This window comes from Salinarimonas chemoclinalis (genome assembly GCF_041514305.1).
GTDB lineage: Bacteria > Pseudomonadota > Alphaproteobacteria > Rhizobiales > Beijerinckiaceae > Salinarimonas > Salinarimonas chemoclinalis.
Genome location: NZ_JBGMWH010000002.1, coordinates 56,349 through 82,187, shown reverse-complemented (window position 1 = coordinate 82,187; position 25,839 = coordinate 56,349). Strand labels below are relative to the sequence as shown.

General features: G+C 75.1%; 27 protein-coding genes, 1 pseudogene and 1 riboswitch. Of the genes and pseudogenes, 20 read left to right on the top strand and 8 right to left on the bottom strand.

Features of this window, described 5'->3' with window-relative positions; all coding sequences use genetic code 11:
• Positions 1-11 precede the first annotated feature (11 nt).
• Positions 12-995, top strand: a complete 984-nt coding sequence (gene cbiB / locus AB9M23_RS04175) for an adenosylcobinamide-phosphate synthase CbiB (protein ID WP_372422766.1) — start codon at positions 12-14, stop codon at positions 993-995.
• On the opposite strand, the gene AB9M23_RS04170 is transcribed toward cbiB, so the two are convergent.
• The 3 genes from AB9M23_RS04170 to cobU are packed head-to-tail and all read right to left on the bottom strand — an operon-like array spanning position 970 to position 3,558.
• Complete coding sequence (locus tag AB9M23_RS04170; protein WP_372422765.1) at positions 970-2,448, bottom strand: cobyric acid synthase; 1,479 nt, start codon at positions 2,446-2,448, stop codon at positions 970-972. The two genes, cbiB and AB9M23_RS04170, sit on opposite strands and share 26 nt — an antisense overlap.
• A complete protein-coding gene (cobO, locus tag AB9M23_RS04165) occupies positions 2,448-3,059 on the bottom strand; it encodes a cob(I)yrinic acid a,c-diamide adenosyltransferase (RefSeq protein WP_372422763.1) in 612 nt (203 codons plus the stop codon). The genes AB9M23_RS04170 and cobO overlap by 1 nt, the downstream gene beginning before the upstream one ends.
• Position 3,060: 1 nt before the next feature.
• Positions 3,061-3,558 carry a bifunctional adenosylcobinamide kinase/adenosylcobinamide-phosphate guanylyltransferase gene (gene cobU / locus AB9M23_RS04160; protein ID WP_372422761.1) on the bottom strand — a complete coding sequence of 166 codons (498 nt, stop codon included), beginning with the start codon at positions 3,556-3,558 and terminating at the stop codon, positions 3,061-3,063.
• Positions 3,559-3,629: 71 nt separating this feature from the next.
• A riboswitch (cobalamin riboswitch) is annotated at positions 3,630-3,818 on the top strand.
• Positions 3,819-3,938: 120 nt separating this feature from the next.
• Between cobU and AB9M23_RS04155 the strand changes: the two genes are divergently transcribed.
• The 8 genes from AB9M23_RS04155 to cobJ are packed head-to-tail and all read left to right on the top strand — an operon-like array spanning position 3,939 to position 12,960.
• Positions 3,939-4,571 (top strand): HupE/UreJ family protein, encoded by a 633-nt coding sequence (locus tag AB9M23_RS04155; RefSeq protein WP_372422759.1) that lies wholly within the window; start codon positions 3,939-3,941, stop codon positions 4,569-4,571.
• Between the two features lie 8 nt (positions 4,572-4,579).
• Entirely contained in the window at positions 4,580-4,996 is a 417-nt protein-coding gene (locus tag AB9M23_RS04150; protein ID WP_372422758.1) for a DUF1636 family protein, read from the top strand.
• An 11-nt stretch (positions 4,997-5,007) separates the two neighbouring features.
• Positions 5,008-6,042 carry a cobalamin biosynthesis protein CobW gene (cobW, locus tag AB9M23_RS04145; RefSeq protein ID WP_372422756.1) on the top strand — a complete coding sequence of 345 codons (1,035 nt, stop codon included), beginning with the start codon at positions 5,008-5,010 and terminating at the stop codon, positions 6,040-6,042.
• Between the two features lie 19 nt (positions 6,043-6,061).
• Positions 6,062-9,379 (top strand): cobaltochelatase subunit CobN, encoded by a 3,318-nt coding sequence (gene cobN / locus AB9M23_RS04140; RefSeq protein ID WP_372422755.1) that lies wholly within the window; start codon positions 6,062-6,064, stop codon positions 9,377-9,379.
• Complete coding sequence (gene cobG / locus AB9M23_RS04135) at positions 9,376-10,812, top strand: precorrin-3B synthase (RefSeq protein WP_372422754.1); 1,437 nt, start codon at positions 9,376-9,378, stop codon at positions 10,810-10,812. Before cobN ends, cobG begins: the two co-directional genes overlap by 4 nt.
• Positions 10,809-11,438: a precorrin-8X methylmutase gene (locus AB9M23_RS04130; protein ID WP_372422752.1), complete on the top strand. Its 630-nt coding sequence runs from the start codon at positions 10,809-10,811 to the stop codon at positions 11,436-11,438. The genes cobG and AB9M23_RS04130 overlap by 4 nt, the downstream gene beginning before the upstream one ends.
• Complete coding sequence (locus tag AB9M23_RS04125) at positions 11,435-12,184, top strand: precorrin-2 C(20)-methyltransferase (RefSeq protein WP_372422750.1); 750 nt, start codon at positions 11,435-11,437, stop codon at positions 12,182-12,184. The genes AB9M23_RS04130 and AB9M23_RS04125 overlap by 4 nt, the downstream gene beginning before the upstream one ends.
• Positions 12,181-12,960 (top strand): precorrin-3B C(17)-methyltransferase, encoded by a 780-nt coding sequence (gene cobJ, locus AB9M23_RS04120; protein WP_372422748.1) that lies wholly within the window; start codon positions 12,181-12,183, stop codon positions 12,958-12,960. Before AB9M23_RS04125 ends, cobJ begins: the two co-directional genes overlap by 4 nt.
• On the opposite strand, the gene AB9M23_RS04115 is transcribed toward cobJ, so the two are convergent.
• Positions 12,942-13,691, bottom strand: coding sequence for a cobalt-precorrin-6A reductase (locus AB9M23_RS04115; protein WP_372422746.1), 750 nt, complete (start codon positions 13,689-13,691; stop codon positions 12,942-12,944). The two genes, cobJ and AB9M23_RS04115, sit on opposite strands and share 19 nt — an antisense overlap.
• Between AB9M23_RS04115 and cbiE the strand changes: the two genes are divergently transcribed.
• Genes cbiE through cobM form a run of 3 tightly spaced genes read left to right on the top strand, consistent with a single transcriptional unit; the run spans position 13,690 to position 16,057 of the window.
• On the top strand, positions 13,690-14,913 hold the full coding sequence (gene cbiE, locus AB9M23_RS04110; protein ID WP_372422744.1) for a precorrin-6y C5,15-methyltransferase (decarboxylating) subunit CbiE: 1,224 nt from the start codon (positions 13,690-13,692) through the stop codon (positions 14,911-14,913). The genes AB9M23_RS04115 and cbiE overlap by 2 nt on opposite strands.
• Positions 14,910-15,290, top strand: coding sequence for a cobalamin biosynthesis protein (locus tag AB9M23_RS04105; RefSeq protein ID WP_372422742.1), 381 nt, complete (start codon positions 14,910-14,912; stop codon positions 15,288-15,290). The genes cbiE and AB9M23_RS04105 overlap by 4 nt, the downstream gene beginning before the upstream one ends.
• Entirely contained in the window at positions 15,287-16,057 is a 771-nt protein-coding gene (cobM, locus tag AB9M23_RS04100) for a precorrin-4 C(11)-methyltransferase (RefSeq protein WP_372422740.1), read from the top strand. The genes AB9M23_RS04105 and cobM overlap by 4 nt, the downstream gene beginning before the upstream one ends.
• Positions 16,058-16,218: 161 nt before the next feature.
• On the opposite strand, the gene AB9M23_RS04095 is transcribed toward cobM, so the two are convergent.
• A complete protein-coding gene (locus tag AB9M23_RS04095; protein WP_372422738.1) occupies positions 16,219-17,388 on the bottom strand; it encodes a cobalt-precorrin-5B (C(1))-methyltransferase in 1,170 nt (389 codons plus the stop codon).
• A 74-nt stretch (positions 17,389-17,462) separates the two neighbouring features.
• On the opposite strand from AB9M23_RS04095, the gene cobA reads away from it, so the two are divergent.
• The 4 genes from cobA (at position 17,463) to AB9M23_RS04075 (ending at position 20,932) form a co-directional block, all read left to right on the top strand.
• Positions 17,463-18,260, top strand: a complete 798-nt coding sequence (cobA, locus tag AB9M23_RS04090) for a uroporphyrinogen-III C-methyltransferase (RefSeq protein ID WP_372422737.1) — start codon at positions 17,463-17,465, stop codon at positions 18,258-18,260.
• Positions 18,257-19,588 (top strand): cobyrinic acid a,c-diamide synthase CobB, encoded by a 1,332-nt coding sequence (locus AB9M23_RS04085; RefSeq protein WP_372422735.1) that lies wholly within the window; start codon positions 18,257-18,259, stop codon positions 19,586-19,588. Before cobA ends, AB9M23_RS04085 begins: the two co-directional genes overlap by 4 nt.
• Positions 19,589-19,712: 124 nt before the next feature.
• Complete coding sequence (locus tag AB9M23_RS04080) at positions 19,713-20,108, top strand: VOC family protein (protein WP_372422733.1); 396 nt, start codon at positions 19,713-19,715, stop codon at positions 20,106-20,108.
• 71 nt (positions 20,109-20,179) lie between these two features.
• Positions 20,180-20,932 carry an NUDIX hydrolase gene (locus AB9M23_RS04075; protein ID WP_372422732.1) on the top strand — a complete coding sequence of 251 codons (753 nt, stop codon included), beginning with the start codon at positions 20,180-20,182 and terminating at the stop codon, positions 20,930-20,932.
• Here AB9M23_RS04075 and AB9M23_RS04070 read toward each other — a convergent pair.
• Both AB9M23_RS04070 and parA read right to left on the bottom strand, forming a co-directional pair.
• The gene (locus tag AB9M23_RS04070; protein WP_372422730.1) at positions 20,929-21,351 is read right to left on the bottom strand and encodes a phasin family protein; all 423 of its coding nucleotides are present in this window, start codon (positions 21,349-21,351) and stop codon (positions 20,929-20,931) included. The two genes, AB9M23_RS04075 and AB9M23_RS04070, sit on opposite strands and share 4 nt — an antisense overlap.
• Positions 21,348-21,992, bottom strand: coding sequence for a ParA family partition ATPase (gene parA / locus AB9M23_RS04065; RefSeq protein WP_372423751.1), 645 nt, complete (start codon positions 21,990-21,992; stop codon positions 21,348-21,350). The genes AB9M23_RS04070 and parA overlap by 4 nt, the downstream gene beginning before the upstream one ends.
• A 157-nt stretch (positions 21,993-22,149) precedes the next feature.
• Between parA and AB9M23_RS04060 the strand changes: the two genes are divergently transcribed.
• From AB9M23_RS04060 to modC, 4 genes and pseudogenes are all read left to right on the top strand, one after another.
• Positions 22,150-22,557 carry a winged helix-turn-helix domain-containing protein gene (locus AB9M23_RS04060; RefSeq protein ID WP_372422728.1) on the top strand — a complete coding sequence of 136 codons (408 nt, stop codon included), beginning with the start codon at positions 22,150-22,152 and terminating at the stop codon, positions 22,555-22,557.
• Positions 22,558-22,614: 57 nt separating this feature from the next.
• Positions 22,615-23,412 carry a molybdate ABC transporter substrate-binding protein gene (gene modA / locus AB9M23_RS04055; protein ID WP_372422726.1) on the top strand — a complete coding sequence of 266 codons (798 nt, stop codon included), beginning with the start codon at positions 22,615-22,617 and terminating at the stop codon, positions 23,410-23,412.
• Between the two features lie 6 nt (positions 23,413-23,418).
• The gene (gene modB / locus AB9M23_RS04050; RefSeq protein ID WP_372422724.1) at positions 23,419-24,120 is read left to right on the top strand and encodes a molybdate ABC transporter permease subunit; all 702 of its coding nucleotides are present in this window, start codon (positions 23,419-23,421) and stop codon (positions 24,118-24,120) included.
• Positions 24,117-24,803 (top strand): annotated as a pseudogene (modC, locus tag AB9M23_RS04045) (molybdenum ABC transporter ATP-binding protein); the annotation flags it as partial. The gene modB and the pseudogene modC, both read left to right, overlap by 4 nt.
• Positions 24,804-24,877: 74 nt before the next feature.
• On the opposite strand, the gene AB9M23_RS04040 reads toward modC, so the two are convergent.
• Positions 24,878-25,747, bottom strand: coding sequence for a substrate-binding domain-containing protein (locus tag AB9M23_RS04040; RefSeq protein WP_372422722.1), 870 nt, complete (start codon positions 25,745-25,747; stop codon positions 24,878-24,880).
• Positions 25,748-25,839 lie beyond the last annotated feature (92 nt).

The following is a 25,839-nucleotide window of genomic DNA, read 5'->3' as shown; positions in this document are numbered from 1 at the left end:
GGCCGCTCCCCATGCTCGCCGACCCGCTCGCCCTCCTCGTGCTCGCGCTCCTCGTGGAGGCGGCGGTCGGCTATCCCGCGCGTGTCTACACGGCGATCGGCCACCCCGTCACCTGGATCGGCGCGCTGATCGCCGCGCTCGACCGCGACCTGAACCGCGAGGACGCGTCCCCCGCCGTCCGCCGCGCCATGGGGGTTGTGGCGCTCCTGGCGATCCTCGCCGTGCCCGGCGCGCTGGCTGTCGCGCTGCAGACGATCCTCTCCGGTCTCGGGCTCCTAGGCCTGCTCGCCGCGGCCATCCTCGCCTCGACGCTCATCGCCCAGCGCTCGCTCTTCGAGCACGTCGCCGCCGTTCGCGACGGGCTGCGCGCGGAGGGGCTGGCGGGCGGGCGCCGCGCGGTCTCGATGATCGTCGGGCGCAACCCCGAGAGCCTCGACGAGGCGGGGGTCTCGCGCGCCGCCATCGAGAGCCTGGCCGAGAACTTCTCCGACGGCATCGTCGCCCCCGCCTTCTGGATCGGCGCCGGGGGTCTCGTCGGCGGCGTGCTCTACAAGGCGGCGAACACCGCGGACAGCATGATCGGCCACCGAACGGCGCGCCATGCCGCCTTCGGCTGGGCTGCGGCGCGGTTCGACGACGCCATCAACCTCCCCGCCTCGCGGCTGACCGCTCTCCTGATCGTCGCCGCCGCGGGCCTGCATCCGCAGGCGTCGGCGCGGAAGGCCTGGGCCGCGGTCCGCCGCGACGCGGGCAGGCACCGCTCCCCCAACGCCGGCTGGCCCGAGGCGGCGATGGCCGGCGCGCTAGGCCTGCGGCTCGCCGGCCCGCGCATCTACGGCGACACGGTCGTCGTCGACGCCTGGATGGGCGACGGCCGCGCCGAGGCGACCGCGGACGACGTCGACCGCGCGCTCGCCCTCTACAGCACCGCCTGCGCGCTGCTGATCGGGCTCGCCGCCGTGCTCGCCGTCACGGCGCTCGCGCTGTCTCGCTGATGGCGAGGAGCCGGTCGCAGTCCGCATGCGCCGCGAGATGGTCGGCGAAGCGGTCGAGGATGTCCTCGACGAGCGCCTCGTAGGCGAGACCGCTCGTCTTCGCGCCGAGCCGGTCGAGCCAGGCGGCGCGCTGCGCATCGTCGGCGAAGAGGCCGTGGACGTAGGTGCCGACCACCCGCCCATCGCGAGAGACCGCGCCGTCGGGCCGCCCGTCGGCGAGGTGGGCGAAGGGCCGCACGGCGTCGGGGCCGGTGGTCTCGCCCACGTGCATCTCGTAGCCGGAGAACGGCGCGCCGTCGGCGAGCGCCGTCCCGCTGACGGCTTCCAGCGTCTTCACGCCGGTGAGCCGGGTCTCCAGGTCGAGGAGCCCGAGCCCCGGCACGACGCGGCCCGGAGGCCCCTCGATCCCGTCGGGATCGGCGATGGAGCGGCCCAGCATCTGGAAGCCGCCGCACAGCCCGAGCACCCGCCCGCCGCGGCGCACGTGCGCGGCGATGTCGATGTCCCAGCCCTGGGCGCGCAGGAAGGCCAGGTCGTCGATCGTGGTCTTCGAGCCCGGCAGCAGCACCAGCGCCGCCTCGGCCGGGATCGGTGTCCCGGGCTCGACGAGGACGAGGCGCACGCCGGGCTCCTCGCGCAGGGGGTCGAGATCGTCGAAGTTGGAGATGCGCGGCATCACGGGCACGGCGATCGTCACCCCCTTCCCCGTCTCGTCCCGCGGCTCGCGTTCGAGGCCGAGCCGGTCCTCCGCCGGCAGCCGCCCGGCGTCGGCGAAATGCGGCACGAGGCCGAGCGGCGCCCAGCCGGTATGGGCGGCGATGAGCCGCATGCCGTCGGCGAAGAGCGACGGGTCGCCGCGGAAGCGGTTGACGACGAAGCCCGCGACGAGCGCCGCGTCGGCGGAGTCGATCACCACCTTCGTCCCCACCAGGCTCGCGATCACGCCGCCCCGATCGATGTCGCCGACGATGATCACCGGCGTGCCGGTGGCGCGCGCGAAGCCCATGTTGGCGATGTCGCCGGAGCGCAGGTTCACCTCCGAGGCCGAGCCCGCGCCCTCGACGACGACGAGATCGGCCTCTCGGCGCAGCCGGCCGAACGAGTCGAGCACGGCCTCCATCAGCCGCGGCTTCCAGGCCTGGTACTCCCGCGCCTTGGCGGTGCCCACCATGCGCCCCTGCACCACGATCTGCGAGCCGATCTCGCTCTGCGGCTTGAGGAGAACCGGGTTCATGTGCACCGACGGTGCGACGCAGGCGGCGCGCGCCTGCAGCGCCTGGGCGCGGCCGATCTCGCCGCCGTCGGCGGTGACGGCGGCGTTGTTCGACATGTTCTGCGGCTTGAACGGCCGCACCACGAGGCCGCGGCGCGCGAAATGGCGGCACAGGCCGGCGACGAGCAGCGACTTGCCGACGTTCGACCCGGTCCCCTGCACCATCAGCGCACGCGCCATCAGAACTCGATCCCTTCCTGCGCCTTCACGCCGGCGGCGAAATGGTGCTTCACCAGCGCCATCTCGGTGACGAGATCGGCGGCCTCGATCAGCTCGGGCTTGGCGTTGCGGCCGGTGACCACGACGTGGAGATCCGGCCGGCGCGCGCTCAACGTGGCGACCACCTCGTCCAGCGGGAGATAGGAATAGCGCAGCGCGATGTTGAGCTCGTCGAGGATCACGAGCCGGATGCCGGGATCGTCCATCAGCTCGCGCGCCTTGGCCCAGGCGCGCTCGGCGGCGGCGACGTCGCGCGCCTTGTCCTGCGTCTCCCAGGTGAAGCCCTCGCCCATCGTGTGCCAGGAGATCTGGTCGTCGAAGCGCGCGAGCGCGAGCTTCTCGCCGGTCTCCCAGGCGCCCTTGACGAACTGCACGACGCCCACCCGGAAGCCGCGACCGAGCGCGCGCAGCATCAGCCCGAAGGCGGCCGTCGACTTGCCCTTTCCGGGGCCGGTGTTGACGACGAGAAGCCCCTTCTCGAGCGTCTTTCCCGCCACTTCCGCGTCCTGCACGGCCTTGCGCTTGGCCATCTTCTCGCGATGGCGGCGGGCCTCGTCGTCCTCGATCGTCATGTCACTTCACCTTCATCGGGAGACCGGCGACCATGAAGGTCACGGCGTCCGCCCGCGCCGCCAAACGCTGGTGCAGCCGGCCGGCCTCGTCGCGGAACCGGCGCGCCAGGGCGTTGTCGGGCACGATGCCGAGCCCGACCTCGTTCGACACGAGCACGACCGGCCCCGGCGCGTCCAGGCAGGCCGCCTCGAGCGCGGCCCCGGCCGCGGCGACGTCGCGCTCGGCGAGGATCAGGTTCGTCACCCACAAGGTGAGGCAATCGACCAGGATCGGCGCCCCCGCCGGCCCCTCGCTCATCGCCTCGGGCAGGGCGAGCGGCGCGTCGCGGGTGATCCAGCCCTCGGGGCGCCGCGCGCGGTGCTCTTCGATGCGCGCCTCCATCTCCGAATCGAAGGCCTGCGCCGTCGCCACGTAGACCCACGGCGGCGCGTACGCCTCCACGAGCGCCTCGGCATGCCGGCTCTTGCCGGAGCGTGCGCCGCCGAGCACGAACGTCAAGCGAGGCGAGGCGCCCCGTACGGGCTTCTCCGGGGTCATGCGCGAGGCCGTTGAAGTTCGTTGGCGCGACGGCTAATCATGGTGGCGACGGTGCCCCGGAGACGGGGTGAAAAGGGAATGCGGTGAGACACCGCAGCTGCCCCCGCAACTGTGAGCGGAGAGCCCGTCGCTCTCATAGTCCACTGGGCTCGTCCCGGGAAGGCTGAGCGACGAGGCCGCGACCCGCGAGCCAGGAGACCTGCCGTCGACCGCTTTCATGGGCTTTCCGGCCGGGGTGCGCCGGGGGGTTTGCCGGCCGCACGGTGTTCTCCGTCGGCCGCCTCTCTCCGTGGAAGCACGAAGCACGGGCGCCCTCGGGCGCAGACGGAGAGAGAAGAGACATGACCGGACCAGGCTCCACCGAAACGCGAATCCTCGTCGCCCTCGCCGGCGTGCTCGCCGCGACCCCGGCCCTCGCCCACCACCCGCTGGGCGGGGACGTCCCCGGAACGCTCGTGGACGGGCTGATGTCCGGCCTCGCCCACCCGATCCTGGGCGTCGATCACCTCGCAGCCCTCGTCGCCGTCGGCCTGATCGCGGCGCGCGGCGCGGGGCTGCTCGCGGCGCCCGGCGGCTGGGTGCTCGGGATGCTCGCCGGCGTCGCGCTGCACATGGCGGGCGTCGGCCTGCCGTTCGGCGAGGCGCTCGTCGCCGGCACGGTGCTCGCGCTCGGCCTCGCGCTCGTGGCGCCCGGCGCGCTCTCCCGCCCGGCCGTGCTCGCCCTCGTCGCCGCGGGCGGCTTCATGCACGGGCACGCGCTGGCCGAATCGATCATCGGCGCGGAGGCGACGCCGCTCGTGGCCTATCTCGCGGGTCTCGCCATCGTCCAGATCGCGCTCGCAGCCGGCATCGCGCTCGTCGCGCGCGGCCTCGGCCGCGAGCCGGCCCAGCCGGCCGGCCTGCGTGCCGCGGGCCTGGCGCTCGCCGTGGTCGGCGCCGGCTTCCTCGTCTCCGGCCTCGTCGGGTCCGCGTGAGCACGGCCATGACCGCCGCCCCCGTGGACGTCGTCGTCCACGTCTGCACCACCTGCCGTCCGGCCGACGGGCCGGACGCGGCCGACGAGAGGCCCGGCGCGATCCTCCTGCGCATGCTGGAGGACGCGCTCGCCGCCCGCGCGGCGGCGGGCGCGCCGCTGCCGGTGCGCCTCGCGCCGGTCGCGTGCCTCTCCGTCTGCAAACGCCCCTGCACCGTCGCGGCGACCGCGCCGGATCGTTGGACCTACGTCTGGGGCGACCTCGACCCGGCGACGCAGGTCGACGAGATCCTCGACGGCCTCGCCCGATACGCCGCGAGCGCCGACGGGATCGTGCCCTGGCGCGAGCGTCCGCGGATCTTCAAGACGGGCGTCGTCGCCCGCATCCCCCCGCTGCCGGGCCTCGCCCCGGCGGCCGCCGAATAGGAGCCGTCCCCATGGCGAGCCTGTCGAAAATTCCCTGCACGGTCCTCACCGGCTTCCTCGGCGCCGGCAAGACCACCCTCGTGCGCCACCTCGTCGAGAACGCCGGCGGGCGCCGCATCGCCGTGCTCGTCAACGAGTTCGGCGATCTCGGCTTCGACGGCTCGTTCCTGGAGGGCTGCGGCATCGCGGGCTGCACCGCCGAGGACATCGTCGAGCTGCCCAACGGCTGCATCTGCTGCACGGTGGCCGACGATTTCGTCCCGGCGCTGGAGAAGCTCCTCGACCAGGCGAACCCGCCCGAGCACATCCTCATCGAGACGTCGGGACTGGCGCTGCCCAAGCCGCTCGTGAACGCCTTCAACTGGCCCGCCATCCGCTCGCGCGTGACCGTCGACGGCGTCGTCGCCGTGGTGGACGGTCCCGCCGTGGCGTCCGGGCTGTTCGCGCACGATCCCGCGAAGCTCGCCGCCCAGCGCGCCGGCGACGCCTCGGTCGACCACGACGACCCGCTGGAGGAGGTGTTCGAGGACCAGCTCCTGTGCGCCGACGTCGTCGTCCTCAACAAGGTCGACGCGATGAGCGTCGACGAGCGCCGCCGGGTCGCCGCCGACATCCGCGGGCACCTGCCGCGCGCCGTCGAGATCCTCGAGGTCGCCCACGGCCGGGCGGATCCCGCCGCCCTGATCGGGCTCGGCGCCGCGGCGGAGGGAGACCTCGCCGCGCGGCCATCGCATCACGACGACGCCGGCGAGCACGATCACGAGGACTTCGACAGCGTCGCCATCCCCGTCGCCGCGGTCGAGAGCCCCGACGTCCTGATGCGGCGCGTCGCCGAGGCCGCCGAGGTCGCGGGCGTGCTGCGCATCAAGGGCTTCGTCGAGGTGACCGGCAAGCCGATGCGCCTCGTCGTCCAGGGCGTGGGCACGCGCGTGTCGCAGAACTACGACCGGGCGTGGAAGCCGGGCGAGCCGCGGGCCGGCTCGCTCGTCGTGATCGGGCTGCACGACTTCGACCACGCCGCCGTCGCGCGCGCGCTCGCCGGCTGAGGGACGCGGTCCGCCCGCCATGCACCTTCTCCCCGCGAGCACGGTCTCCCTCGACGAGGGTGAGAGCGCCGTCGACCTGGCCCAGCCGCCGGGCGACGTCGTCGTGCTCTCCTTCGCCGATTCGGACCTCGCGGCGCTCGCCGCCGCGAGTGCCGCGTCGCGCGGGGGTGCGGCCGACGGGCCCTCGATCCGCCTCGCCTCGCTGAGGCGGCTCAAGCACCCGCTCTCGGTCGACCTGTGGGTGGAGAACACCGCGGCGAAGGCCCGCTTCGTGCTGGTGCGCTGCCTCGGCGGGCTCGACTATTGGCGCTACGGCGTCGAGCGTCTCGCCGATACCGCGCGGGCGAACGGCATCGCGCTGGCGGTGATCCCCGGCGACGACCGGCCGGATCCGCGCCTCGCGGATCTCTCGACCGTGCCGAGGGCCTGCTGCGACGCGCTCGAAGCCTATTTCATCGCCGGCGGGGTCGAGAACATGGGCCGGCTGCTCGCCGGCATCGACGCCTGGCTCGCCGGCCGGCGCGCGGCGATCGCACCGCCGATCCCGACGCCGCGGGGCTTCGCCTGGTCGCCGGAGCACGGGCCGGAGACGCCCGAGGCGGCGCTGGCCCGCCTGCCGACGGAGCGGCCGCTCGCGCCGATCCTGGTCTACCGCTCGGCCGTTCTCGCCGGCGAGACCGGCCCGGCCCGGGCGCTTTCGGAGGCGCTGGCGGCACGGGGGCTCGCGCCGCTCGTGCTCGCGGTGTCGAGCCTGAAGGACCCCGAGGCGGTCGGCGTCGTGCGCCGGGCGCTCGCGGCCCGCAAGCCGGCCGTCATGCTCGCCACCACGGCCTTCTCCGCCCGCGAAGGCACGGCCTTCGTCCTCGACGCCGCCGATTGCCCGGTGCTCCAGGCGATCCCCGTCGGCACGACGCGGGACGCCTGGGCGGCGTCCGAGCGCGGGCTCTCGGCCGCCGATCTCGCCATGCAGATCGCGCTGCCCGAGTTCGACGGCCGCATCGTCGCCGGACCGATCGCCTTCAAGGCCGAGGCCGCGCCGGACCCGGCGCTGGCCTTCGCTCGGCGCGAGAGCGCGCCCGATCCGGCCGGGATCGCCGCCGTGGCGGACCAGGCCGCCGCCTGGGCGCGGCTTTCCGCGACGCCGCGGTCCGAGCGCCGGCTCGCGATGGTCCTGTCGGACTACCCCGCCCGCGGCGGCCGCACCGGCTTCGCCGTGGGGCTCGACACGCCGGCGAGCACGGCGGCGATCCTCGAGCTCCTCGCGGACGCCGGCTACGACATCGCGCGAGCGGTGGACGCCAAGGCGCTGATCCCGCTTCTTCTCTCCGGGGCGGAGGCGATGCGGGTCCCCCTCCCCGTCTACGAGACCCGGCTCGCCCGCCTCCCCGCCAGCCGCCGGGCGGAACTCGCCGAGACCTGGGGCGCACCGTCCGACGACCCCGCCTGCGACGGCGACGCCTTCGTCTTCCGGGTCGTGCGCGCCGGGAAGGTGCTGATCGCGCTCCAGCCGGATCGCGGGCGCGGTGACCGCAAGGCGTCCTACCACGACCCGAATCTGCCGCCGACGCACGCCTATTGCGCCTTCTACGCGGCCCTTGGGCAGGAGCCCGAGCGCATCGATGCGCTGATTCATCTCGGCACGCACGGCACCACCGAATGGCTCCCCGGCAAGGCGGTGGCGCTGGCCCCCGACGACTGGCCGCGGCTGCTGACGGGCGCGACGCCCGTCGTCTACCCGTTCGTGGTCGACGACCCCGGCGAGGCGGCGCCCGCGAAGCGCCGGATCGGCGCGGTGACGATCGGCCACCTGACGCCGGACGTCGTCGAGGCGGGGCTCGACGGGGAGACGGCGGCGTTGAAGGAGCGGGTGGAGGAATTCTCCTCCGCCCAGGTGCTCGACCCGCGCCGCGCAACCCTCGTCGCCGCCGACATTCTGGAACGCGCCCGCGCGAGCGGCCTCGCCGAGGCCTGCGGCGTCGACGCGCAGACGCCCATGGACGAGGCCCTCACCCGGCTCGACGCCCATCTCTGCGATCTCGCCGAGACCGCCTTCCGCGACGGGCTCCACGTCTTCGGCGTGTCGGGTGACCCCGCGAGCGCCGCGGGCGAGCGCGCGGGCCTGCTCGCAGCCCTCGACGGCCGCTTCGTCCCGCCCGGGCCGGCGGGCTCGCCCTCGCGCGGGCGCGTCGACGTGATGCCGACGGGGCGCAACCTCACCACGCTCGACCCGCGGGCCATCCCCACCCGCGCCGCCGCCGAGCTGGGGAGGCGCGCAGCCGCCGAGATCGTGCGACGGCATCTGCAGGAGGAGGGTGACCATCCGCGCCGGATCGTCATGGACCTGTGGGCCTCGCCGACCCTGCGGACGGGCGGCGAGGACATCGCCCAGGCGCTCGCGCTGATGGGCGTCGCGCCCGTGTGGGACCCCGCGACGACCCGGGTGACCGGCTTCGAGATCCTGCCGATCGCGAGGCTCGACCATCCACGCGCCGACGTCACCGTGCGCGTCTCCGGCGCCTTCCGCGACACGTTCCCGGACCAGCTCGCGCTCCTCGACCAGGCCGCCCGCGCGGTCGCGGCGCGCGACGAGGCCGAGGACTGGAACGCGCTCGCCGCCGCCCGCCGCGCCGGCGCGTCGCTCGCGCGAGTCTTCGGGCCGGCGCCCGGCGACAACGGCGCGGGCGTCGCGAGCCTGGCGCTCGACGGCAGCTGGGAGACCCGCGCCGATCTCGGCCGGGCCTATCTCGCCAACACCTCGCACGCCTACGGGGCGGGCGGCGCCGGGGCGGCGGAGCCCTCGTTCGACGCCCGCGTCGCGGCGGCCGACGCCTTCGTCCACACGACGGACGTCGCCGAGCGCGACCTCCTCGACGGCGACGCCATACCCGATGCGATCGGCGGCTTCGCGGCCGCCGCGCAGACGCTCGGCGCCGCGCCCGCCCTCTACAGCCTCGACACGACGCGCGCGGCCCCGAAGGCCCGCACGCTCGCCGAGGACATCGACCGGATCGTGCGCGGGCGGCTGACCAACGCGCGCTTCATCGCGGGCTGCCTGCGCCACGGCTGGCGCGGGGCCGCGGAGCTGGCACAGGGCGTCGACGCGCTCTACGCCTTCGCCGCGACGACGGACGCGGTGTCCTCCCACGCCTTCGAGGCGGTGTTCTCGGCACTGGTCGCGGACGAGGCGGTGAACGCGCGGCTGCGCGAGGCGAACGCCCCGGCGGAAGCCGCCATCCGCGAGCGGCTCGAGGACGCGCTGCGGCGCGGCCTGTGGGAGACGCGCTCCAACTCGGTCGCCGCGGCGCTCGCCGACGGTGCGCGGGAGGCGGCGGAATGACGGCGCTCCCGCTCAGGCGCGGCTGGTGCCCCGGGGCGCGCCGGCCGATGGAGACCGGCGACGGGCTCCTCGTGCGCGTCCACCCGCCGGGCGGGAGTCTCTCCGCGGTGCAGGCGCGGGCGCTGGCGGAGGCGGCGGAGGCCTGCGGCAACGGCCTCCTCGACGTCACCGCGCGGGGCAACCTCCAGATCCGCGGCGTGAACGAGGTGACGCATCGCGCCGTCCTGGAACGGCTTTCGGGTATCGCCCTGCTCGAGGCGGCGGAGGACGGGCCCTACCGCCTGACGCTCGTTTCGCCTCTGGCGGGCATCGACCCTGCGGAAGCCTTCGACGCAGCGGCCCTGGCGGCCGGGATCGAGGCGCGGGTCGGGGATGTGGCGTCCGCCTTGCCGGCGAAATTCTTCGTCGCGATCGACGGCGGCGGGGCGCTGCGGCTCGAGCCGGGTGCGGACGTGTGGGTCGCGCCGGCGGAGGGCGGCGTGGCGATCGGGCTCGCGGTGGAGGACGGGTATGTGTGGTATGGGCCCGTTCCGTTGGAGACGGCGGCGGAGACCGTGGCTGCGGCCCTCGTCGCCTTCCGCGAGAAGCGCGGCGACGCCCGCCGGATGCGCGACATCTCCCCCGACGCCGCCGGCATGATCGCCACAGCGATGGCGCACGCGACGCCCCTCTCCTTCCCTGTAGGGGAAGGTGGCACCGGCGGAGCCGGTGACGGATGGGGCGCGGCGCGAAGCGACGCGTTCCGCGCAGCGGAAACCGCCGTGTCCGGCCTCGCACCGTCCACTTCGGCTTCGCCGAACGCGCGTCCCGCGCGCCCCATCCGTCTCGGCTCCGCCGAGCCACCTTCCCCTACAGGGAAGGAGAATTACGTCGCGGGCTTCATCACCGAATCCGCCCTCCTCCTCGCCCTGCCCTTCGGGCGCGCTACCGCCGCGCAGCTGCGCCTGGCCGCGGGGTGGGCCGAGGCGCACGGCGCGGGCGAGATCCGCCTCTCCTTCACCCGAGGCATCCTGATCCCGCACCTGGGCCTCGCGGCCGCGGATGTCGTCGCCCGCGCGGCCGAGGCCGCGGGCTTCGTCACCGACCCCGCCGACCCGCGCCTCGCGCTCGTCGCCTGCCCCGGCGCGCCGGCCTGTGGGCGCGGGAACACCCCCGCGCCGCAGGACGCACTCACCCTGGCGGACGCCGTGCGCGACCTCGCGGAGGCCGGTGCTCGCATCCACGTCTCCGCCTGCCCGAAGGGCTGCGCGCATCCGCGGGCGTCGGATCTCACACTGGTCGGCCGTGCGGACGGGCGCTACGACGTGATCCCCGGCGGCGCGGCGGGGGACGCGCCCATGACCGCCCTCCCCCTGCCCGCCGTCGCCGGCGTCCTGCGGCACACGAGCGACCCGCGCGGCCTCGCCGCCGCCTTCGGAGACCATCGGACGTGAGTGCCCACGACTACATCCGCGACGGCGGCGCGATCTACGCCCGCTCCTTCGCCATCATCCGCGAGGAGGCGGATCTCGCCCACTTCGAGGGCGCGGCCGAGCGGGTCGTGGTGCGCATGATCCACGCCTGCGGCATGACCGACCTGCCGAAGGACGTCGAGATGTCGCCGGATTTCGCGCAGGCCGGGGTCGCGGCGCTGGCGCGGGGCGCGCCGATCCTCTGCGACGCCAAGATGGTGGCGAACGGCGTCACCCGATCGCGGCTACCCGCGGGCAACGACGTGATCTGCACCCTCGACGACCCGCGAACCCCGGGTCTCGCCGAGGCGATCGGCAACACCCGCTCGGCCGGTGCCATGGAGCTGTGGCGCGCGCACATCGAGGGCGCCCTCGTCGCCATCGGCAACGCGCCGACCGCGCTGTTCCGGCTCCTCGAGCTGCTGGATGCCGGCTGGCCGCGGCCGGCGGCCGTGATCGGCATCCCCGTGGGCTTCGTCGGCGCGGCGGAATCGAAGGAGGCCTTGGCGAGGGACGGGCGCGTGCCCTTCGTCGTCGTCCACGGCCGTCGCGGCGGCTCGGCCATGACGGCAGCGGCGATCAACGCGCTCGCGAGCGCCACGGAATGACCGAGAGCATGAGCGCGCTCACCCCCATCCTCGGCATCGGCCTCGGCCCGGGCGATCCGGACCTGACGAGCGTGCGCGCCCGCACGGCCCTCGAGCGCTGCGACCGGCTCGCCCATTTCTGCAAGGGCGGCCGACGTGGCAACGCCCGCACCATCGCCGACGCGATCGTGGGCGCCGATCCCGCCCGCGAGATCGCGATGGTCTACCCGGTCACGACCGAGATCGCGGTGGAGGACCCCGCCTATGCGCAGGCGCTCGCCGGCTTCTACGAGGCGTGCGTCGCACGTCTCCTCGCCGAGCGGGAGGCCGGGCGCACGGTGGGCGTGCTCTGCGAGGGCGACCCCTTCTTCTACGGCTCGTGGATGCATCTGTGGCGGCGGCTGCGCGAACGCGTCCCCGTCGAGACGATCCCCGCGATCACCGCCATGTCCGGCGCCTGGACCGCCGCGGACGCGCCGATCACCTGGGGCGACGACGTGTTGACCGTTCTCCCCGGCACGCTCCCCGCGGCCGAGCTGGCGCGCCGCCTGCGCGACACCGACGCCGCGGTGATCATGAAGCTCGGCCGCAACTGGCCGAAGGTCCGAGACGCGCTGGCCGAGGCAGGGCTGACGGGCCGGGCGGTCTATGTCGAGCGCGCGACCATGGCGGGCGAGCGGGTGATCCCCGTGGCGGAGGTGCCCGCCGGGCATGTCGCCCCGTATTTCTCGCTCGTGATCGTGCCGGGCGACGGGAGGCGGCCGTGACCGATCCCCTCCCGAATGGACGCCTCACCATCGTCGGCCTGGGTCCCGGCGATCCCGACTGGATCACCCCCGCCGCCCAGCGGGCGCTGGACGAGGCGACCGACGTCGTCGGCTACGGCCCCTACGTCGCGCGCCTCCCGGACCGCCCCGGGCGGACGAAGCACGCCTCCGACAACCGCGTCGAGCTCGACCGCTCCCGCCGGGCGCTCGGGCTCGCCGCCCAGGGCCGGCGGGTCGCGGTCGTGTCGGGTGGCGACCCGGGGGTCTTCGCCATGGCCGCAGCCGTGCTCGAGGCGCTGGAAGCGGGCGAGCCCGGCTGGCGGGCGCTCGACGTCCGGGTGGAGCCCGGCATCTCCGCCATGCTCGCCGCCGCCGCCCGGCTCGGGGCACCGCTGGGCGGGGACTTCTGCGTGATGTCCCTCTCCGACAACCTCAAACCCTGGGACATCGTGGAGAAGCGGTTGCGGCTCGCGCTCGAGGCCGATCTCGCGATCTGCCTCTACAACCCGATCTCGAAGGCCCGCCCCTGGCAGCTCGGCCGCGCCTTCGAGATCGTGCGCGAGGTGCGCGCGCGCGAGCACCTGATCCTGCTCGCCCGCGCCGTCGGCCGCCCGGACGAGCGGCTGACGATCCGCACCGTCGCCGAGGCCCGCGCCGAGGAGGCCGACATGGCGACGCTCGTGATCATCGGCGCCTCGACGACACGGCTGATCACCCGCTCCGGCGACGCACCGCCCTTCGTGCTCACGCCGCGCAGCTACGGAGCCGGCGCATGAACCCGCTCGAGCCAGGCGAGCGCCTCTGCGGGGGCGGCAACCGTCTCGACTCCGTCCGGGCGCGGCGGGCGCGCGATTACGATGACCGGCAGGCCGAGCGCGCGCGCGGCGTCGAGCTTCGGGCGGGTCGCGGCGGCGCCGGAATTCTTGGTGACGAGCACGTCGATGCGCTCGGCCTGCATCAGCGCGCGCTCCGCCGCCTCGTCGAAGGGCGGGCGATGGCGGATCTCGGCGAGGTTGGGCAGGGCGACATCCCCGATGGGATCGATGGTGCGCACGAGATAGGCGTGCTGCGGCGCGGCCTCGAAGGCGGAAAGCTCGAGGCGGCCCACCGTGAGGAACACGCGCTTCGGCGCCGCTCCGAGCGCCGCGACCGCGCCCGCCATGTCCCGAACGATCGTCCAGCGGTCGCCGGGGCCGGGCGTCCATTCCGGGCGCACGAGGGCGAGGAGCGGCACGCCGGCGCTGCGGCAGGCCTGCGCCGCGTTGAGGGACATCCGCGCCGCGAACGGATGCGTCGCGTCCACCACCGCGCGGACGCCCCCCCGCCGCAGGTGTTCGACGAGTCCCTCGACGCCGCCGAAGCCGCCGATCCGCGTCGGCAGCGGGGCGGTCCGCGGGGTGCTCGTGCGGCCGGCGAGGGAGAGGATCGCGGGCAGGTCCGGGCGCGCGGCGAGGCGATGCGCGAGTGCGGTCGCTTCCGTGGTGCCGCCGAGGAGGAGGATCGTCATGCCCGACATATCCTCTGACGCACGCTGGCTGTCCATCGTCGGCATCGGCGAGGACGGCCGCGCCGGCCTCTCCCCCGCCGCCGTCGCGGCGCTCGACAGGGCCGGGCTCGTGGTGGGTGGCGCGCGCCATCTCGCGCTGGCGGCGCCGCTGCGCGCGGAGACGATGACCTGGCCGAGCCCGATCGCCGAGGGCTACGCCGCCATCGAGGCCCGCCGCGGCCGGCCGATCTGCGTCCTCGCCACCGGCGACCCGTTCCATTACGGCATCGGCGCGGAGCTGGCGCGCCGCATCCCGGCCGACGAGATCGCGGCCTATCCGCAGCCCTCGGCCTTCTCCCTCGCGGCCGCGCGGCTCGGCTGGTCCCTGCCGGAGGTCGCCTGCGTGAGCCTGCACGGCAGGAGCTTCGAGCGGATCGTGCCGCATCTCCAACCCGGCGCGCGGGTGCTGGCGCTGTCCTGGGACGAGACCACGCCGGCGCGGCTCGCGGCGCTGCTCGCGGACCACGGCATGGGCGGCTCGGAGATCGTCGTGCTGGAGGCGATGGGCGGGCCGCGGGAACTGGTGCGCCGGACACGCGCGCAGGGCTTCGCGCTGGACGCGATCGACCCGCTCAACACCGTGGCCATCGCCGTGGCCGGCGGCCCGGACGCCCGGGTCGTCCCCCTCGTCCCCGGGCGCGACGACGCCTGGTACGACACCGACGGCCAGCTGACCAAGGCCGAGATCCGCGCCGTCACGCTCGCCGCGCTCGCGCCGCGCGCAGGCGGGCTGCTGTGGGACGTCGGCGCGGGCGCGGGCTCGATCGGCATCGAATGGATGCTCGCGCACCCGGCGAACCGCGCCGTCGCCATCGAGGCGCGGGCGGACCGTGCCGAGCGGATCGCCACCAACGCCGCGCGGCTGGGCGCGCCCGACCTGCGCGTCGTCGCCGGCCGCGCGCCCGACGCCCTCGCCGGCCTGCCCGCGCCGGACGCGGTCTTCATCGGAGGCGGGGCGACCGTTACGGGGGTGTGCGAGGCCGCCTGGGCGGCACTCCCTGCCGGCGGGCGGCTCGTGATCAACGCGGTGACGCTGGAGACCGAGGCGCGCCTCGCCGCGCTCTTCGCCGCGCATGACGGGACGATGCGCCGTCTCGCGGTCTCGCGGCTGGAGCCCGTCGGCGGCATGCACGGCTGGCGGGCGGCGATGCCCGTGACGCAGTGGATCGGGGTGAAGCCGTGATCGTGGCGGGCGTGGGCTTCTCCTCCGCGGCGAGCGCCGCCGAGATCGCGGACCTGGTGCGCCAGGCGCTGGCGCGCGCCGACGCCCGCGCGGATCGGCTGGCGACGGCGCAGCCGCGCGCGGCGCTCCCCGCCTTCGGGGAGGCGGCGGCGCTGCTCGGGCTGGCGGTCGAGGTCGTCCCGCCCGAGGTCCTGCGCAGCGCGTCCGGCGGGGTCGTCTCCTGCTCCACCCGCGCGCAGGCGGCCCACGACGTCGGCTCCGTCGCCGAAGCGGCGGCATTGGCCGCCGCCGGCGCGGGGGCGACGCTGCTTCTGCCGCGCGTCACCGGCGCGCGGGTCACCTGCGCGCTGGCGCGCTCCCGGGAGGCCGCGCCGTGACGGTCCATTTCATCGGCGCCGGCCCCGGCGCGGCCGACCTCGTCACGGTGCGCGGGCGCGCCCTCGTCGAGCGCTGCCCGGTCTGCCTGTTCGCCGGCTCGATCGTGCCGCCGGAGATCCTGGCCTGGTGCCCCGCGGGCGCGCGCGTCGTCGACACCGCGCCGCTCGACCTCGACGCCATCCTCGCCGAGATCGCGGCGGCCCACGACGCCGGCCACGACGTGGCGCGGCTGCATTCGGGGGATGTCTCGGTGTGGTCCGCCATGGGAGAGCAGATCGCGGCGCTGGACGCCCGCGGCATCCCCTGGACGGTCACCCCCGGCGTCCCCTCCTTCGCCGCCGCCGCCGCCGCGCTCGGGCGCGAGCTCACCGTGCCGGAGGTGGCGCAGTCCGTCGTGCTCACCCGCACGCCCGGCCGCGCCTCGAAGATGCCGGAGACCGAGCGGCTCGCGACCTTCGCGCAGACGCGGGCGACGCTCGCGATCCACCTCTCGATCCATCGCATCGAGGACGTCGTCGACGACCTGCTGCCCGCCTACGGGCCGGACTGCCCTGCGGCGGTCGTCTGGCGCGCCTCCTGGCCCGACGAGCGCGTGATCCGCGCACCCCTCGCGGCGCTGGCCGCGGCGGTGCGCGCGGCGAAGCTGGAACGCACCGCGCTGATCCTCGTCGGCCCGGCGCTGGCGGGCGCGGGCGAGGCCCGCTCGCGGCTATACGCAGCGGACTACGACCGGCGGTTCCGGCCGGGATGGGAGAGCGGGGAGTGACGTCGATGCCGCGCTCGACCCCGCGTCCTCCCCGGAGGGGAGGAGTCCGCGCGCAGCGCGGGCGGTGGGGCCGTTCGACCAGTCTTGCGAACCGCATCGCCGCCCGCCCCACCCTCCGGCCTGCGGCCTCCGTCCTCCCCTGCGGGGAGGTGGCGCGCGCCCTAGACCACCGGGTGGAAGGGCATCCGCCCCACCAGCGCGCCGTCGCGGTCGAACACCACGACTTCCAGCGCGATCGGCGCGCCGCGCAGGGCCTTGGCGGCGGTCTTCCAGGCGTGTGCGGCGACGACGTCGCCGAGGGGCAGGGCGAACCCCTGCGCGAGGCGCAGGACCTCGAGCGTGGTGTTCGCCTCCCTCGCCCGCGCGACGACGTCCTCCGGCGCCCCGGCCTCGGCGAGGCGCTCGGCGAGCCAGGCGAGATCCACCGGCCCGGCGCGGGAATGCAGGTCGAGCATGCCCTGGCCGAGCTTCGACAGCTTTGCGATGCCTCCGGCGATCGTCACCCGCGGCACGGGGTTCCTGCGCAGGTATTTCAGCATGCCGCCGGCGAAATCGCCCATGTCGATGAGCGCCTGATCGGGAAGCCCGTGCAACCGCGCGACCGCCTCCTCGGAGGTGGCGCCCGTCGCGCCCGCGACATGGACGAGGCCGCCCGCGCGGGCGACGTCGATGCCGCGGTGGATCGAGTGGATCCAGGCCGCGCAGGAATAGGGCACGACGATGCCCGTGGTGCCGAGCACCGAGAGCCCGCCGAGCACGCCGAGCCGCGGGTTGAGCGTCTTCAGCGCGATCGCCTCCCCGCCCGGGATGGCGATCTCGACCTCGACGTCCGGGGGGGCCTCCCCCAGCGTGGTGGCGGCCTCGGCGAGGTTGGTGCGGATCATCTGCCGGGGCATCGGGTTGATGGCCGGCTCGCCCGGTGGGATCGGCAGGCCGGCGCGGGTCACGGTGCCCACGCCCTCGCCGGCGCGAAACACGACGCCGCTGCCCGGCGCGCCCGGGCGTACCGTGACGCGCACCTCGACGCCGTGAGTCACGTCGGGATCGTCGCCGGCGTCCTTGATCACCCCCGCGACCGCGCCCCCCTCCACCGTCTCGTGGCGCGCGAGCGCGAACGCGACGCGCGCCCCGTGCGGCAGAACGATCTCGACGGGATCGGGGAACGCCCCCGTCCGCAACGCGACGAAGGCCGCCCTCGCCGCCGCGGTCGCGCAGGCTCCCGTCGTCCAGCCGCGCCGCAGCGGCCCCGGGGGCGGCGCGCCGAGGGCCGCGTCGGGATCGGAGGGGCTCTGCGCGGCAGTCTCCCCGGTTCCACGGGATGGATCGCTCATCCGCGGTCCTGTACACGAAGCAGGGCGGGACTTCACCGCCGAAATCAGCGCACGCAGCCGGTCCGGAGGCCCGCATGACAGACCTCTCGCGCCTCACCCCCGTCTTCTCGCCCGGGACCGTCTGGCTCGTGGGCGCCGGCCCGGGCGATCCGGGCCTGCTCACCGTGCACGCGATGAACGCCCTCGCCCAGGCCGACGTCGTCGTCCACGACGCGCTGATCGGCGAGGGCGTGCTCGGCCTCGCCCGCGAGGGCGCGGTCCTGGAATACGCCGGCAAGCGCGGCGGCAAGCCCTCGGCGCGCCAGGACGCGATCTGCGATCGGCTGATCGCGCTCGCCCGGTCCGGCAAGCGGGTGCTGCGGCTCAAGGGCGGCGACCCGTTCGTATTCGGGCGCGGGGGCGAGGAGGCGCTCGCGCTGGCGCAGGCGGGCATCTCCTTCCGGATCGTGCCCGGCGTCTCCTCGGGCCTCGCGGCGCTCGCCCAGCACGGCGTGCCCGCGACGACCCGCGACACGAACCACGCCGTGATCCTCGCGACCGGCCATTGCGCGGAGGACGACGAGAGCGTCGACTGGGCGGCGCTGGCCCGCGCGGGCGTGCCGATCGTGCTCTACATGGCGGTGGCGAACCTCTCGCCCATCGCCCGCGCTCTGATCCGCGGCGGGCTCTCGCCGGCGACGCCGACCCTCGTCGTCCACGGCGCGACGACCCCGCGCGAGACGCTGCTCGAGGCTCCGCTCGCGGAGCTGCCGTCCCTGGCGGAGGCCGGTGCCGTCGCCTCCCCGGCGATCGTCGCCGTCGGCGCCATCGCGGCCTTCCGGCAGGCGATCGCGGCGCATCTCGAGGACTTCCGCACGGCGGTCGGCGGATGACCGCGCAGGCGCCCCGCGGCCTCCTCGTCGCCGCCCCGCGCTCGGGCTCGGGCAAGACCACCGTCACGCTCGGCCTCCAGCGCGCGCTGGCGCGCCGCGGCCTCGCCGTGCGCGGGATCAAGAACGGGCCGGACTACATCGACCCCGCCTTCCACGCCGCCGCGACGGGTGCGCCGAGCGTCAACCTCGACTCGTTCGCCATGACGGACGCCACGATGGCGGCGGTCGCCGCGCGGGCCCTGGCGGGAGCCGAGATCGTGATCGCCGAGGGCTCGATGGGCCTGTTCGACGGCGTGCGCGGCGAGACCGGCCGCACCGGCGCGAGCGCGGACCTCGCCGCGCTGCTCGGCTGGCCGGTCCTGCTCGTGCTCGACGTCTCGGGCCACGCCCAGTCCGCCGCGGCGACCGCGCTCGGCTGCGCGCGGCTCGATCCGCGCATCGCGATCGCGGGCGTCGTCCTCAACCAGGTCGCGAGCGCGCGGCACCGCCGGCTCGTCGAGGACGGGCTTTCGCGCATCGGCATGCCGGTGCTCGGCGCGCTCGCCCGCGACACGGGGCTCGCGCTCCCGGAGCGCCATCTCGGCCTCGTCCAGGCGCACGAGACCGCCGATCTCGCGGCGCGGCTCGACGCGCTCGCGGACGCGATCGAGGCGGCGGTCGACCTCGACGCGGTGCTGGCCGCGGCCACGCCGACCCGCGGTCTCGCCGTCGCCGCCGACGCGGCCGCGATACCCCCGCCCGGGCAGCGCATCGCACTGGCCCGCGACGCCGCGTTCTCCTTCGTCTACCCGCACCATCTCGCCGCCTGGCGGACGGCGGGCGCCGAGATCGTGCCGTTCTCGCCGCTCGCCGACGAACCGCCGCCGACGGATTGCGACGTCTGCTGGCTGCCCGGCGGCTACCCCGAACTCCACGCGGGTCGCCTCGCCACGGCGGAACGCTTCCGTGCCGGCGTGCGGGCCTTCGCGGAGACGAAGCCCGTCCACGGGGAGTGCGGCGGCTACATGACGCTGGGCCGCGCGCTGACGGGCGCCGACGGCATCGCCCACGCGATGCTCGGGCTGCTCCCCGTCGAGACGAGCTTCGCCAGGCGCAGGTTCAACCTCGGCTACCGGATCGCCACCCTGATCCACGACGCCCCCCTCGGCGCGGCCGGCTCCCGCCTCGTCGGCCACGAGTTCCACTACGCCTCGGTGGTGGCCCGCGAGGAGGCCCGCGAGGCGGCGTTCGCGGACATGGTGGACGCCGAGGGCACGGATCTCGGAGCGGCCGGTCACCGCGTCGGTACCGTCAGCGGGACGTTCTTCCACGCGATCGCCCGGCGGTGAGGGGATGAGCACACCGCGAGAGGCCGCAGCCCGGCGGCGCGCGACCTCGCGACGCATGGCGCCGCCCGGCGCACGGCGGTTCTCTGCCGGTCGCATCGGATGCGAGGCGACCCGGAGGATCGGCATGGCGAAGGCGATACACGCGATGATCCGCGTGCTGGACGAGGCGCGCTCGGTGGAGTTCTACCGTACGGCGTTCGGGCTCGAGGTCGCGGACCGCTTCCCCTTCGACGACTTCACCCTGGTCTACCTGCGTAACGGGGAGGCCGATTTCGAGCTCGAGCTGACGATCAACCACGGCCGCACCGAGCCGTACCAGATCGGCGACGGATACGGCCACGTCGCCTTCGCGGTGGACGACCTCGACGCGGAGCACGCGCGCTTCGAGGCTCGGGGCCTCGCGCCGCGCAGGATCGTGGCGTTCGAGCGCGACGGCGCGCTGATGGCACGCTTCTTCTTCGTCGCGGACCCCGACGGCTACCAGATCGAGGTCCTCCAGCGGCACGGCCGCTACCGCTGAGCCGGCGGCCGGAGCCGGAACGTCGACGATCGGGCGCGTCGCGCGTTTGGGTCTGCGAAGAGGACCGCGCCATGCAGCTGCCCGAAGGCTACGCACCGCTCTTCGTCGACGGCGTGACGGAGCCCGTCGGCGCCGTAACGACCGCCGCCGCCGGGGTGCTGTCGCGGCTGGTCGCGTCCCGGCCGGACGGCTTCGCCCTGCCCGCTCGCGACCTGCGAGGCGCGCTCGACGCGGCGCTCGCGCGGCTCCTCGAAGCGGGCCTGTGCCCGCCGTTGCGGGGCGAGGCGATCGGCGTGCGGGCGGGGCGCGACGGGGCGGAGCTGGCGCGGATCGATCGGGCCGCCGCCGGGCCGCTGGGGCTCCTGGTGCGCAAGGTCTGCCTCGTCGGGCATGTCGCGGGTGAGACGCCGCACGTCTGGCTCGCGCGGCGCGGGACGGGTCAGCGCACCGCGCCGGGGCTCCTCGACACCACCGTCGCCGGCGGCGTGCCGGCGGGCACGACGCCCGAGGAGACGCTGCGGGAGGAGGCGCGCGAGGAGGCCGGCCTCACCCCCGAGCGCCTGCGCGACGCCCGCCCCGCCGCCCGGCTCGACCGCGTCGCGCCGGGGCCGGACGGGCTCTCCCGCGAGGATCTCCTCGTCTGGGACCTCGCGATGACGCCCGACGAGCGGCCGATGCCGCAGGACGACGAGATCGCGGGCTTCGAGCCCTGGCCGGTTCCCGATCTGGCGCGCGCGCTCGTGACGGCGGAGGATTTCAAGCCGGGCGCGGCGATCGTGCTGCGGGACGCGCTGGCGCGCTGGGACGCCGCGCACGGAGGCTAGAGAATCCCGCCCATCCACGCCCGCGCCACCGCGCGATGCACCCGCGCCCAACTCTCGGCGACACGCGCCGCATCCTCGAAGCCGCGGGCGGCCGCCTCCGTCGCCAGGGCGATCTGCGCCTCGGCTAGGTCCTGGGGCGTGCGGCAGGCGGCGAGGCGGGAGAGGCCGGAGACGTGACGCTCGGCAGGCGCGCGGAGCGCGCCGACGCAGTCGCGCTGAAGGCGGCCGACGCATTCGGACAGCGTGAGCGGATCGTGCCGCGGGCCTCCGGTCTGGGCCGACGACGCGGCCGCGGCGGCGACCCAGGCATCGGCCGCGGCCTCGGCCGGGCGGCGCCGGCGCGCCTCCGCGGGCGCGGTCCGGCGGGCGGCGGCCGCGCGCCGCGCGGCGGCGGGACCGAACTCGACGACGGTGCTCACGCGGCGTCCTTTCGCAGATGACGCCGGGCGATCTCGGCGACGAGGGCGGCGATCTCGCGGGCGGCCTCGCTCGACGGCGCGGCCTCGGCGACGGAGAGCCCCTGCGCAGCGCTCTCGGCATAGACGACCCGCTGGCACAGCGCCGACTCGAGCACCGGCATCTCGAAGGGCTCGAGCGCGCCCGTCACGTCGCGGCCGATCGCGGTGTTGGCGATCTTGCGGTTGATGACGAAGGCGCCCGTGAGCGTCTCCTTGTAGATCTGCGCCTCGCGGATCAGTTCCACCGTCTCCCGCGCGGCCCAGATGTCGTAGGGCGACGGCTGGACGGGGATGAGCACCGTCTCGCTCGCCAGGATCGCGGCGCGGGCGAGGTCGTTGGCGCGCGGCGCGCCGTCGATGACGACGGCGTCGTAGCCGGCGGCGAGGCTCGGCAGGTCGCGATGGAGGGTGGGCTTGGCCATGCCGACCACCGGAAACAGCGGATCGCGCTCGCGCGCGCTCGACCAGGCGAGGGCCGAGCCCTGCGGGTCGGCGTCGACGAGCAGCACGCGCCGCCCCTGCGCCGCGAGGCCCGCGGCGAGGTTGACGGCGATCGTGGTCTTGCCCACGCCACCCTTCTGGTTGAGCACGCCGACGATCACGGGATCGCGCATCCTTGTCCGGACAGTTCGGGGGACGATACCAGACCCGCGCCCCCCCGTCAGGGTAAAAGCCGCCGCACGTGCGGGCAGGACGGGTGAACTTTCGGTCCACACGCCTCTATGCTGGGCAGGCGGACGCGTGAGGGACGAGGGCGAAATGGCGCGGGACACGAACGCGATCGACGAGGGCGGGCGACCCGGCGCGTTCCTGCGCATCCGGCTCGACCCGGACATCGCGGTCGGCCCCGGCAAGGCGGACCTGCTCGAGGGCATCCGCGAGACGGGTTCGATCGCCGCCGCCGGGCGGCGCATGGGCATGAGCTACAAGCGCGCCTGGATGCTCGTCGAGACCATGAACCGCTGCTTCGAGGCCCCGCTCGTCGAGACGAGCCGTGGCGGGCGCGAGCAGGGCGGCGCACGGCTGACCGCCGAGGGGACGCGCGTGCTCGGGCTCTACCGGGCCATGCAGGAGAAGACCGAGCGCGCGGTCGCCGCCGACATGGAGGCCATGCGCGCCATGCTCCGCGATCCCGCCGCGCGGGGCGATATGTCCGGGCGAAAATAACGCTGGACGCGACGGCGCGCGTCGATATGTTCTCTCGAACCAATCGAGGAGGAGACGGTGACGAGGCACGCCCCGAGGCTCGCGCTGCTGGCGACGCTCGCCGCTGCGCTTACCTTCGCAGCCCCCGCCGCGTGGTCGCAGGACACCCGCTCCCAAACCGCCGTGGTCTTCGCCGCCGCGAGCCTGAAGAACGCGCTCGACGACGCCGCCGCCGCCTTCCGGGAGCGGACCGGGGCCGAGATCGCCCTCTCCTACGCCGGCTCCTCCGCCCTCGCGCGCCAGATCGAGCAGGGCGCGCCGGCCGATCTCTTCGTCTCCGCCAGCGTGGAATGGATGGACCACCTCGCCGCGGCCGGGCTGATCCGCGAGGAGAGCCGCGTCGATCTTCTGGGCAACCGCATCGCGCTCGTGGCGCCCGCCGCCTCCGAGGTCGAGATCGCCATCGCGCCGGGCTTCGACCTCGCCGGCGCGCTCGGCCCCGACGGACGCCTCGCCATGGCCGAGACGACCGCCGTGCCCGCCGGCGTCTACGGCCGCGCGGCGCTCGAGCATCTCGGCGTGTGGGGGAGCGTCGCCGACCGCCTCGCCCAATCGGAGAACGTGCGCGCGGCCCTCGCCCTCGTCTCGCGCGGCGAGGTCCCGCTCGGGATCGTCTACACGACGGACGCCACCGCCGACGACGACGTGCGGGTCGTCGCGCTCTTCCCCGAGGAGACCCACCCGCCGATCGTCTACCCGGCGGCGCTCACGCGCGAGAGCGAGAGCGCGGTCGCCGCCGACTTCCTCGCCTTCCTGCGCACGCCCGAGGCCCGGCCGCTCTTCGGGAGCCAGGGCTTCGCGGTGCTGGTCGACTAGGCTCCCATGGACTGGCTCGCGCTCTCGCCGCAGGAATGGGACGCGGTCCGCCTGTCCCTCCTCGTCTCCTTCTGGGCGACGATCGCGAGCCTGCCCTTCGGCATCGCGGTCGCGTGGCTGCTCGCGCGCGTGTCCTTCCCGGGCAAGGCGCTGGTGAACGGGCTCGTCCACCTGCCCCTCGTCCTGCCGCCCGTCGTCACCGGCTACGTGCTGCTGCTGCTCTTCGGCCGGCGCGGGCCGATCGGCGCCTTCCTGGAGGAGACGTTCGGCATCGTCATCGCCTTTCGCTGGACCGGCGCGGCGCTCGCCTGCGCGGTGATGGGCTTCCCGCTGATGGTGCGCGCCATCCGGCTCGCCATAGAGGCGGTCGACCCGAGGCTCGAGGCGGCGGCGGGGACGCTCGGCGCCGGGCGCGTGGCGACCTTCCTCGTCGTGACGTTGCCGCTGATCCTGCCCGGCATCATCGCCGGCATGATCCTGTGCTTCGCCAAGGCCATGGGCGAGTTCGGCGCGACGATCACCTTCGTCTCCAACATCCCCGGCCAGACGCAGACGCTGCCGTCCGCGATCTACACCTTCACGCAGGTCCCCGGCGGCGAGGCGGGCGCGCTGCGGCTCACGCTCGTCTCGGTCGCGATCGCCTTCGGGGCGCTGCTGGTGTCCGAGTTGCTGGCGCGGCGGGCGCAGGCGCGGGTGGGCATCGCATGAGCGAAGACCACGCGCCTACGCTGGAGATCGCGCTCGGCCATACGCTCGGCGCCTTCGCGCTCGACGTCGCCTTCGCGAGCGACGCGGGCGTCACCGCGCTGTTCGGCCCGTCGGGATCGGGCAAGACGACGGTGGTGAACGCGATCGCCGGGCTCGTGCGCCCGCAGGCGGGGCTCGTGCGCATCGGCGGCGAGACTCTCACCGACACGAAGGCGGGGGTGGTCGTGCCGCCGCACCGCCGGCGCATCGGCGTCGTCTTCCAGGACGCGCGGCTGTTCCCGCACCTGTCGGTGCGCGCGAACCTGCTGTTCGGGCGCTGGTTCGCGCCGCGATCGGCGCCGCGGCCGGCGCTGGAGCCGGTCGTCGAACTCCTCGGCATCGGCCATCTCCTGAGGCGCCGGCCGGGCGGGCTGTCCGGCGGCGAACGCCAGCGCGTCGCCATCGGCCGCGCGCTGCTCTCGTCGCCGCGCCTCCTCGTCATGGACGAGCCGCTGGCCTCCCTCGACGACGCCCGCAAGCAGGAGATCCTGCCCTATCTCGAGCGGCTGCGGGACGAGGCGCGGGTGCCGATCGTCTACGTCAGCCACTCGCGCGCGGAAGTGACGCGGCTCGCGGGCACCGTCGTGCTGATGCGCGAGGGGCGTATCGTGGGGCGGGGGACGCCGGGGGAGATGCTGGCACGCGACGCGACGCGAGGGACGGCGCCCGCCCGAAGCGCGGAACGGGCGCGGCGCCTCGGCCGCTGGGCGGCGCCGAGTCAGGCGTTGAAGACGACGCGCCCCGCCTCCGAGAGATCGTAGCCCCCCTGCCGCTCCGCCGCCGCCGCGAGCGCGGGGTCGCGCAGGAAGCGCATCAGCGCCTGGACCGGCGGCTCGAAGAAGTCGCGCCGGCGCATCACCAGGTCGAAAGGCTCGACCACGCCGACCGGCACGAAGCCGAGCCCCGCGGCGGCGGCGGCCGCGCGCACCCCGAAGCCGGCGTCGGCCTCGCCGGCGGCGATCAGGCCCGCGAGATCTCCTTGAGTCTGCGCCGGCCTCTCGGCGCGCGGCAGCGCATCCGCCGGGATGCCGGCGCGGGCGAGCAGCGTGTCGGTGAGGAGCCGCGTACCCGCACCGTCCGGGCGCTGGGCGAGGCGCGCGCCGGAGGCCGCGAGATCGGCCACGTCACGGATGCCCAGCGGGTTGCCCGGAGCGACGACGAGGCCCTGCTCGCGGGTGCAGAAGCGCACCATCACGATGTCCGGGAACGGCAGGGCCCGGCGCACCGCATCGACGTTGTAGGTCCCCGTGTCCGGCTCCAGCAGGTGGATGCCGGCGAGCGCCGCCTCCCCGCGTGCCAGCCGCTCGAGCCCGTCGGCCGAGCCGCGGGCCAGCACCGCGAGGCCGCATTCGGAGGTGCGCAGCGCCCATTCGAGCAGCGGATCGGACGAGCCCGCGTAGATCGCCGGCGGCGGGGCCGCGAATCGGCTCGGCGCCTCCGTGTGCGCCTCGAGCCAGCGATCGACGAGCCGGCGCGAGAACAGGAGCTTGCCGGTGGCGCGGGTGCAGGGGATCTGCCCGCGCGCGGCCATCTCGTAGACCGTCCGCTCCTTGAGCCTCAGGTAGGCGGCGACCTCGGCCGTCGTCATCAGATCCACTGCGTCCTTCTCCGTTTTCTTGCGAGGATTCCGTTCTTGCCGATTTCTGCGGCGGAATCCAGAATGAGAGGCACCCTACGCAG

What these genes read in the sequence shown, in the direction of transcription:
- cbiB (WP_372422766.1), top strand. Translation starts at nt 12, where the DNA reads ATGCTCGCCGACCCGCTCGCCCTCCTCGTGCTCGCGCTCCTCGTGGAG.
- AB9M23_RS04170 (WP_372422765.1), bottom strand. Translation starts at nt 2,448, where the DNA reads ATGGCGCGTGCGCTGATGGTGCAGGGGACCGGGTCGAACGTCGGCAAG.
- cobO (WP_372422763.1), bottom strand. Translation starts at nt 3,059, where the DNA reads ATGACGATCGAGGACGACGAGGCCCGCCGCCATCGCGAGAAGATGGCC.
- AB9M23_RS04155 (WP_372422759.1), top strand. Translation starts at nt 3,939, where the DNA reads ATGACCGGACCAGGCTCCACCGAAACGCGAATCCTCGTCGCCCTCGCC.
- AB9M23_RS04150 (WP_372422758.1), top strand. Translation starts at nt 4,580, where the DNA reads ATGACCGCCGCCCCCGTGGACGTCGTCGTCCACGTCTGCACCACCTGC.
- cobW (WP_372422756.1), top strand. Translation starts at nt 5,008, where the DNA reads ATGGCGAGCCTGTCGAAAATTCCCTGCACGGTCCTCACCGGCTTCCTC.
- cobN (WP_372422755.1), top strand. Translation starts at nt 6,062, where the DNA reads ATGCACCTTCTCCCCGCGAGCACGGTCTCCCTCGACGAGGGTGAGAGC.
- cobG (WP_372422754.1), top strand. Translation starts at nt 9,376, where the DNA reads ATGACGGCGCTCCCGCTCAGGCGCGGCTGGTGCCCCGGGGCGCGCCGG.
- AB9M23_RS04125 (WP_372422750.1), top strand. Translation starts at nt 11,435, where the DNA reads ATGACCGAGAGCATGAGCGCGCTCACCCCCATCCTCGGCATCGGCCTC.
- cbiE (WP_372422744.1), top strand. Translation starts at nt 13,690, where the DNA reads ATGCCCGACATATCCTCTGACGCACGCTGGCTGTCCATCGTCGGCATC.
- AB9M23_RS04115 (WP_372422746.1), bottom strand. Translation starts at nt 13,691, where the DNA reads ATGACGATCCTCCTCCTCGGCGGCACCACGGAAGCGACCGCACTCGCG.
- AB9M23_RS04095 (WP_372422738.1), bottom strand. Translation starts at nt 17,388, where the DNA reads ATGAGCGATCCATCCCGTGGAACCGGGGAGACTGCCGCGCAGAGCCCC.
- cobA (WP_372422737.1), top strand. Translation starts at nt 17,463, where the DNA reads ATGACAGACCTCTCGCGCCTCACCCCCGTCTTCTCGCCCGGGACCGTC.
- AB9M23_RS04085 (WP_372422735.1), top strand. Translation starts at nt 18,257, where the DNA reads ATGACCGCGCAGGCGCCCCGCGGCCTCCTCGTCGCCGCCCCGCGCTCG.
- AB9M23_RS04080 (WP_372422733.1), top strand. Translation starts at nt 19,713, where the DNA reads ATGGCGAAGGCGATACACGCGATGATCCGCGTGCTGGACGAGGCGCGC.
- AB9M23_RS04075 (WP_372422732.1), top strand. Translation starts at nt 20,180, where the DNA reads ATGCAGCTGCCCGAAGGCTACGCACCGCTCTTCGTCGACGGCGTGACG.
- AB9M23_RS04060 (WP_372422728.1), top strand. Translation starts at nt 22,150, where the DNA reads ATGGCGCGGGACACGAACGCGATCGACGAGGGCGGGCGACCCGGCGCG.
- modB (WP_372422724.1), top strand. Translation starts at nt 23,419, where the DNA reads ATGGACTGGCTCGCGCTCTCGCCGCAGGAATGGGACGCGGTCCGCCTG.
- AB9M23_RS04040 (WP_372422722.1), bottom strand. Translation starts at nt 25,747, where the DNA reads ATGACGACGGCCGAGGTCGCCGCCTACCTGAGGCTCAAGGAGCGGACG.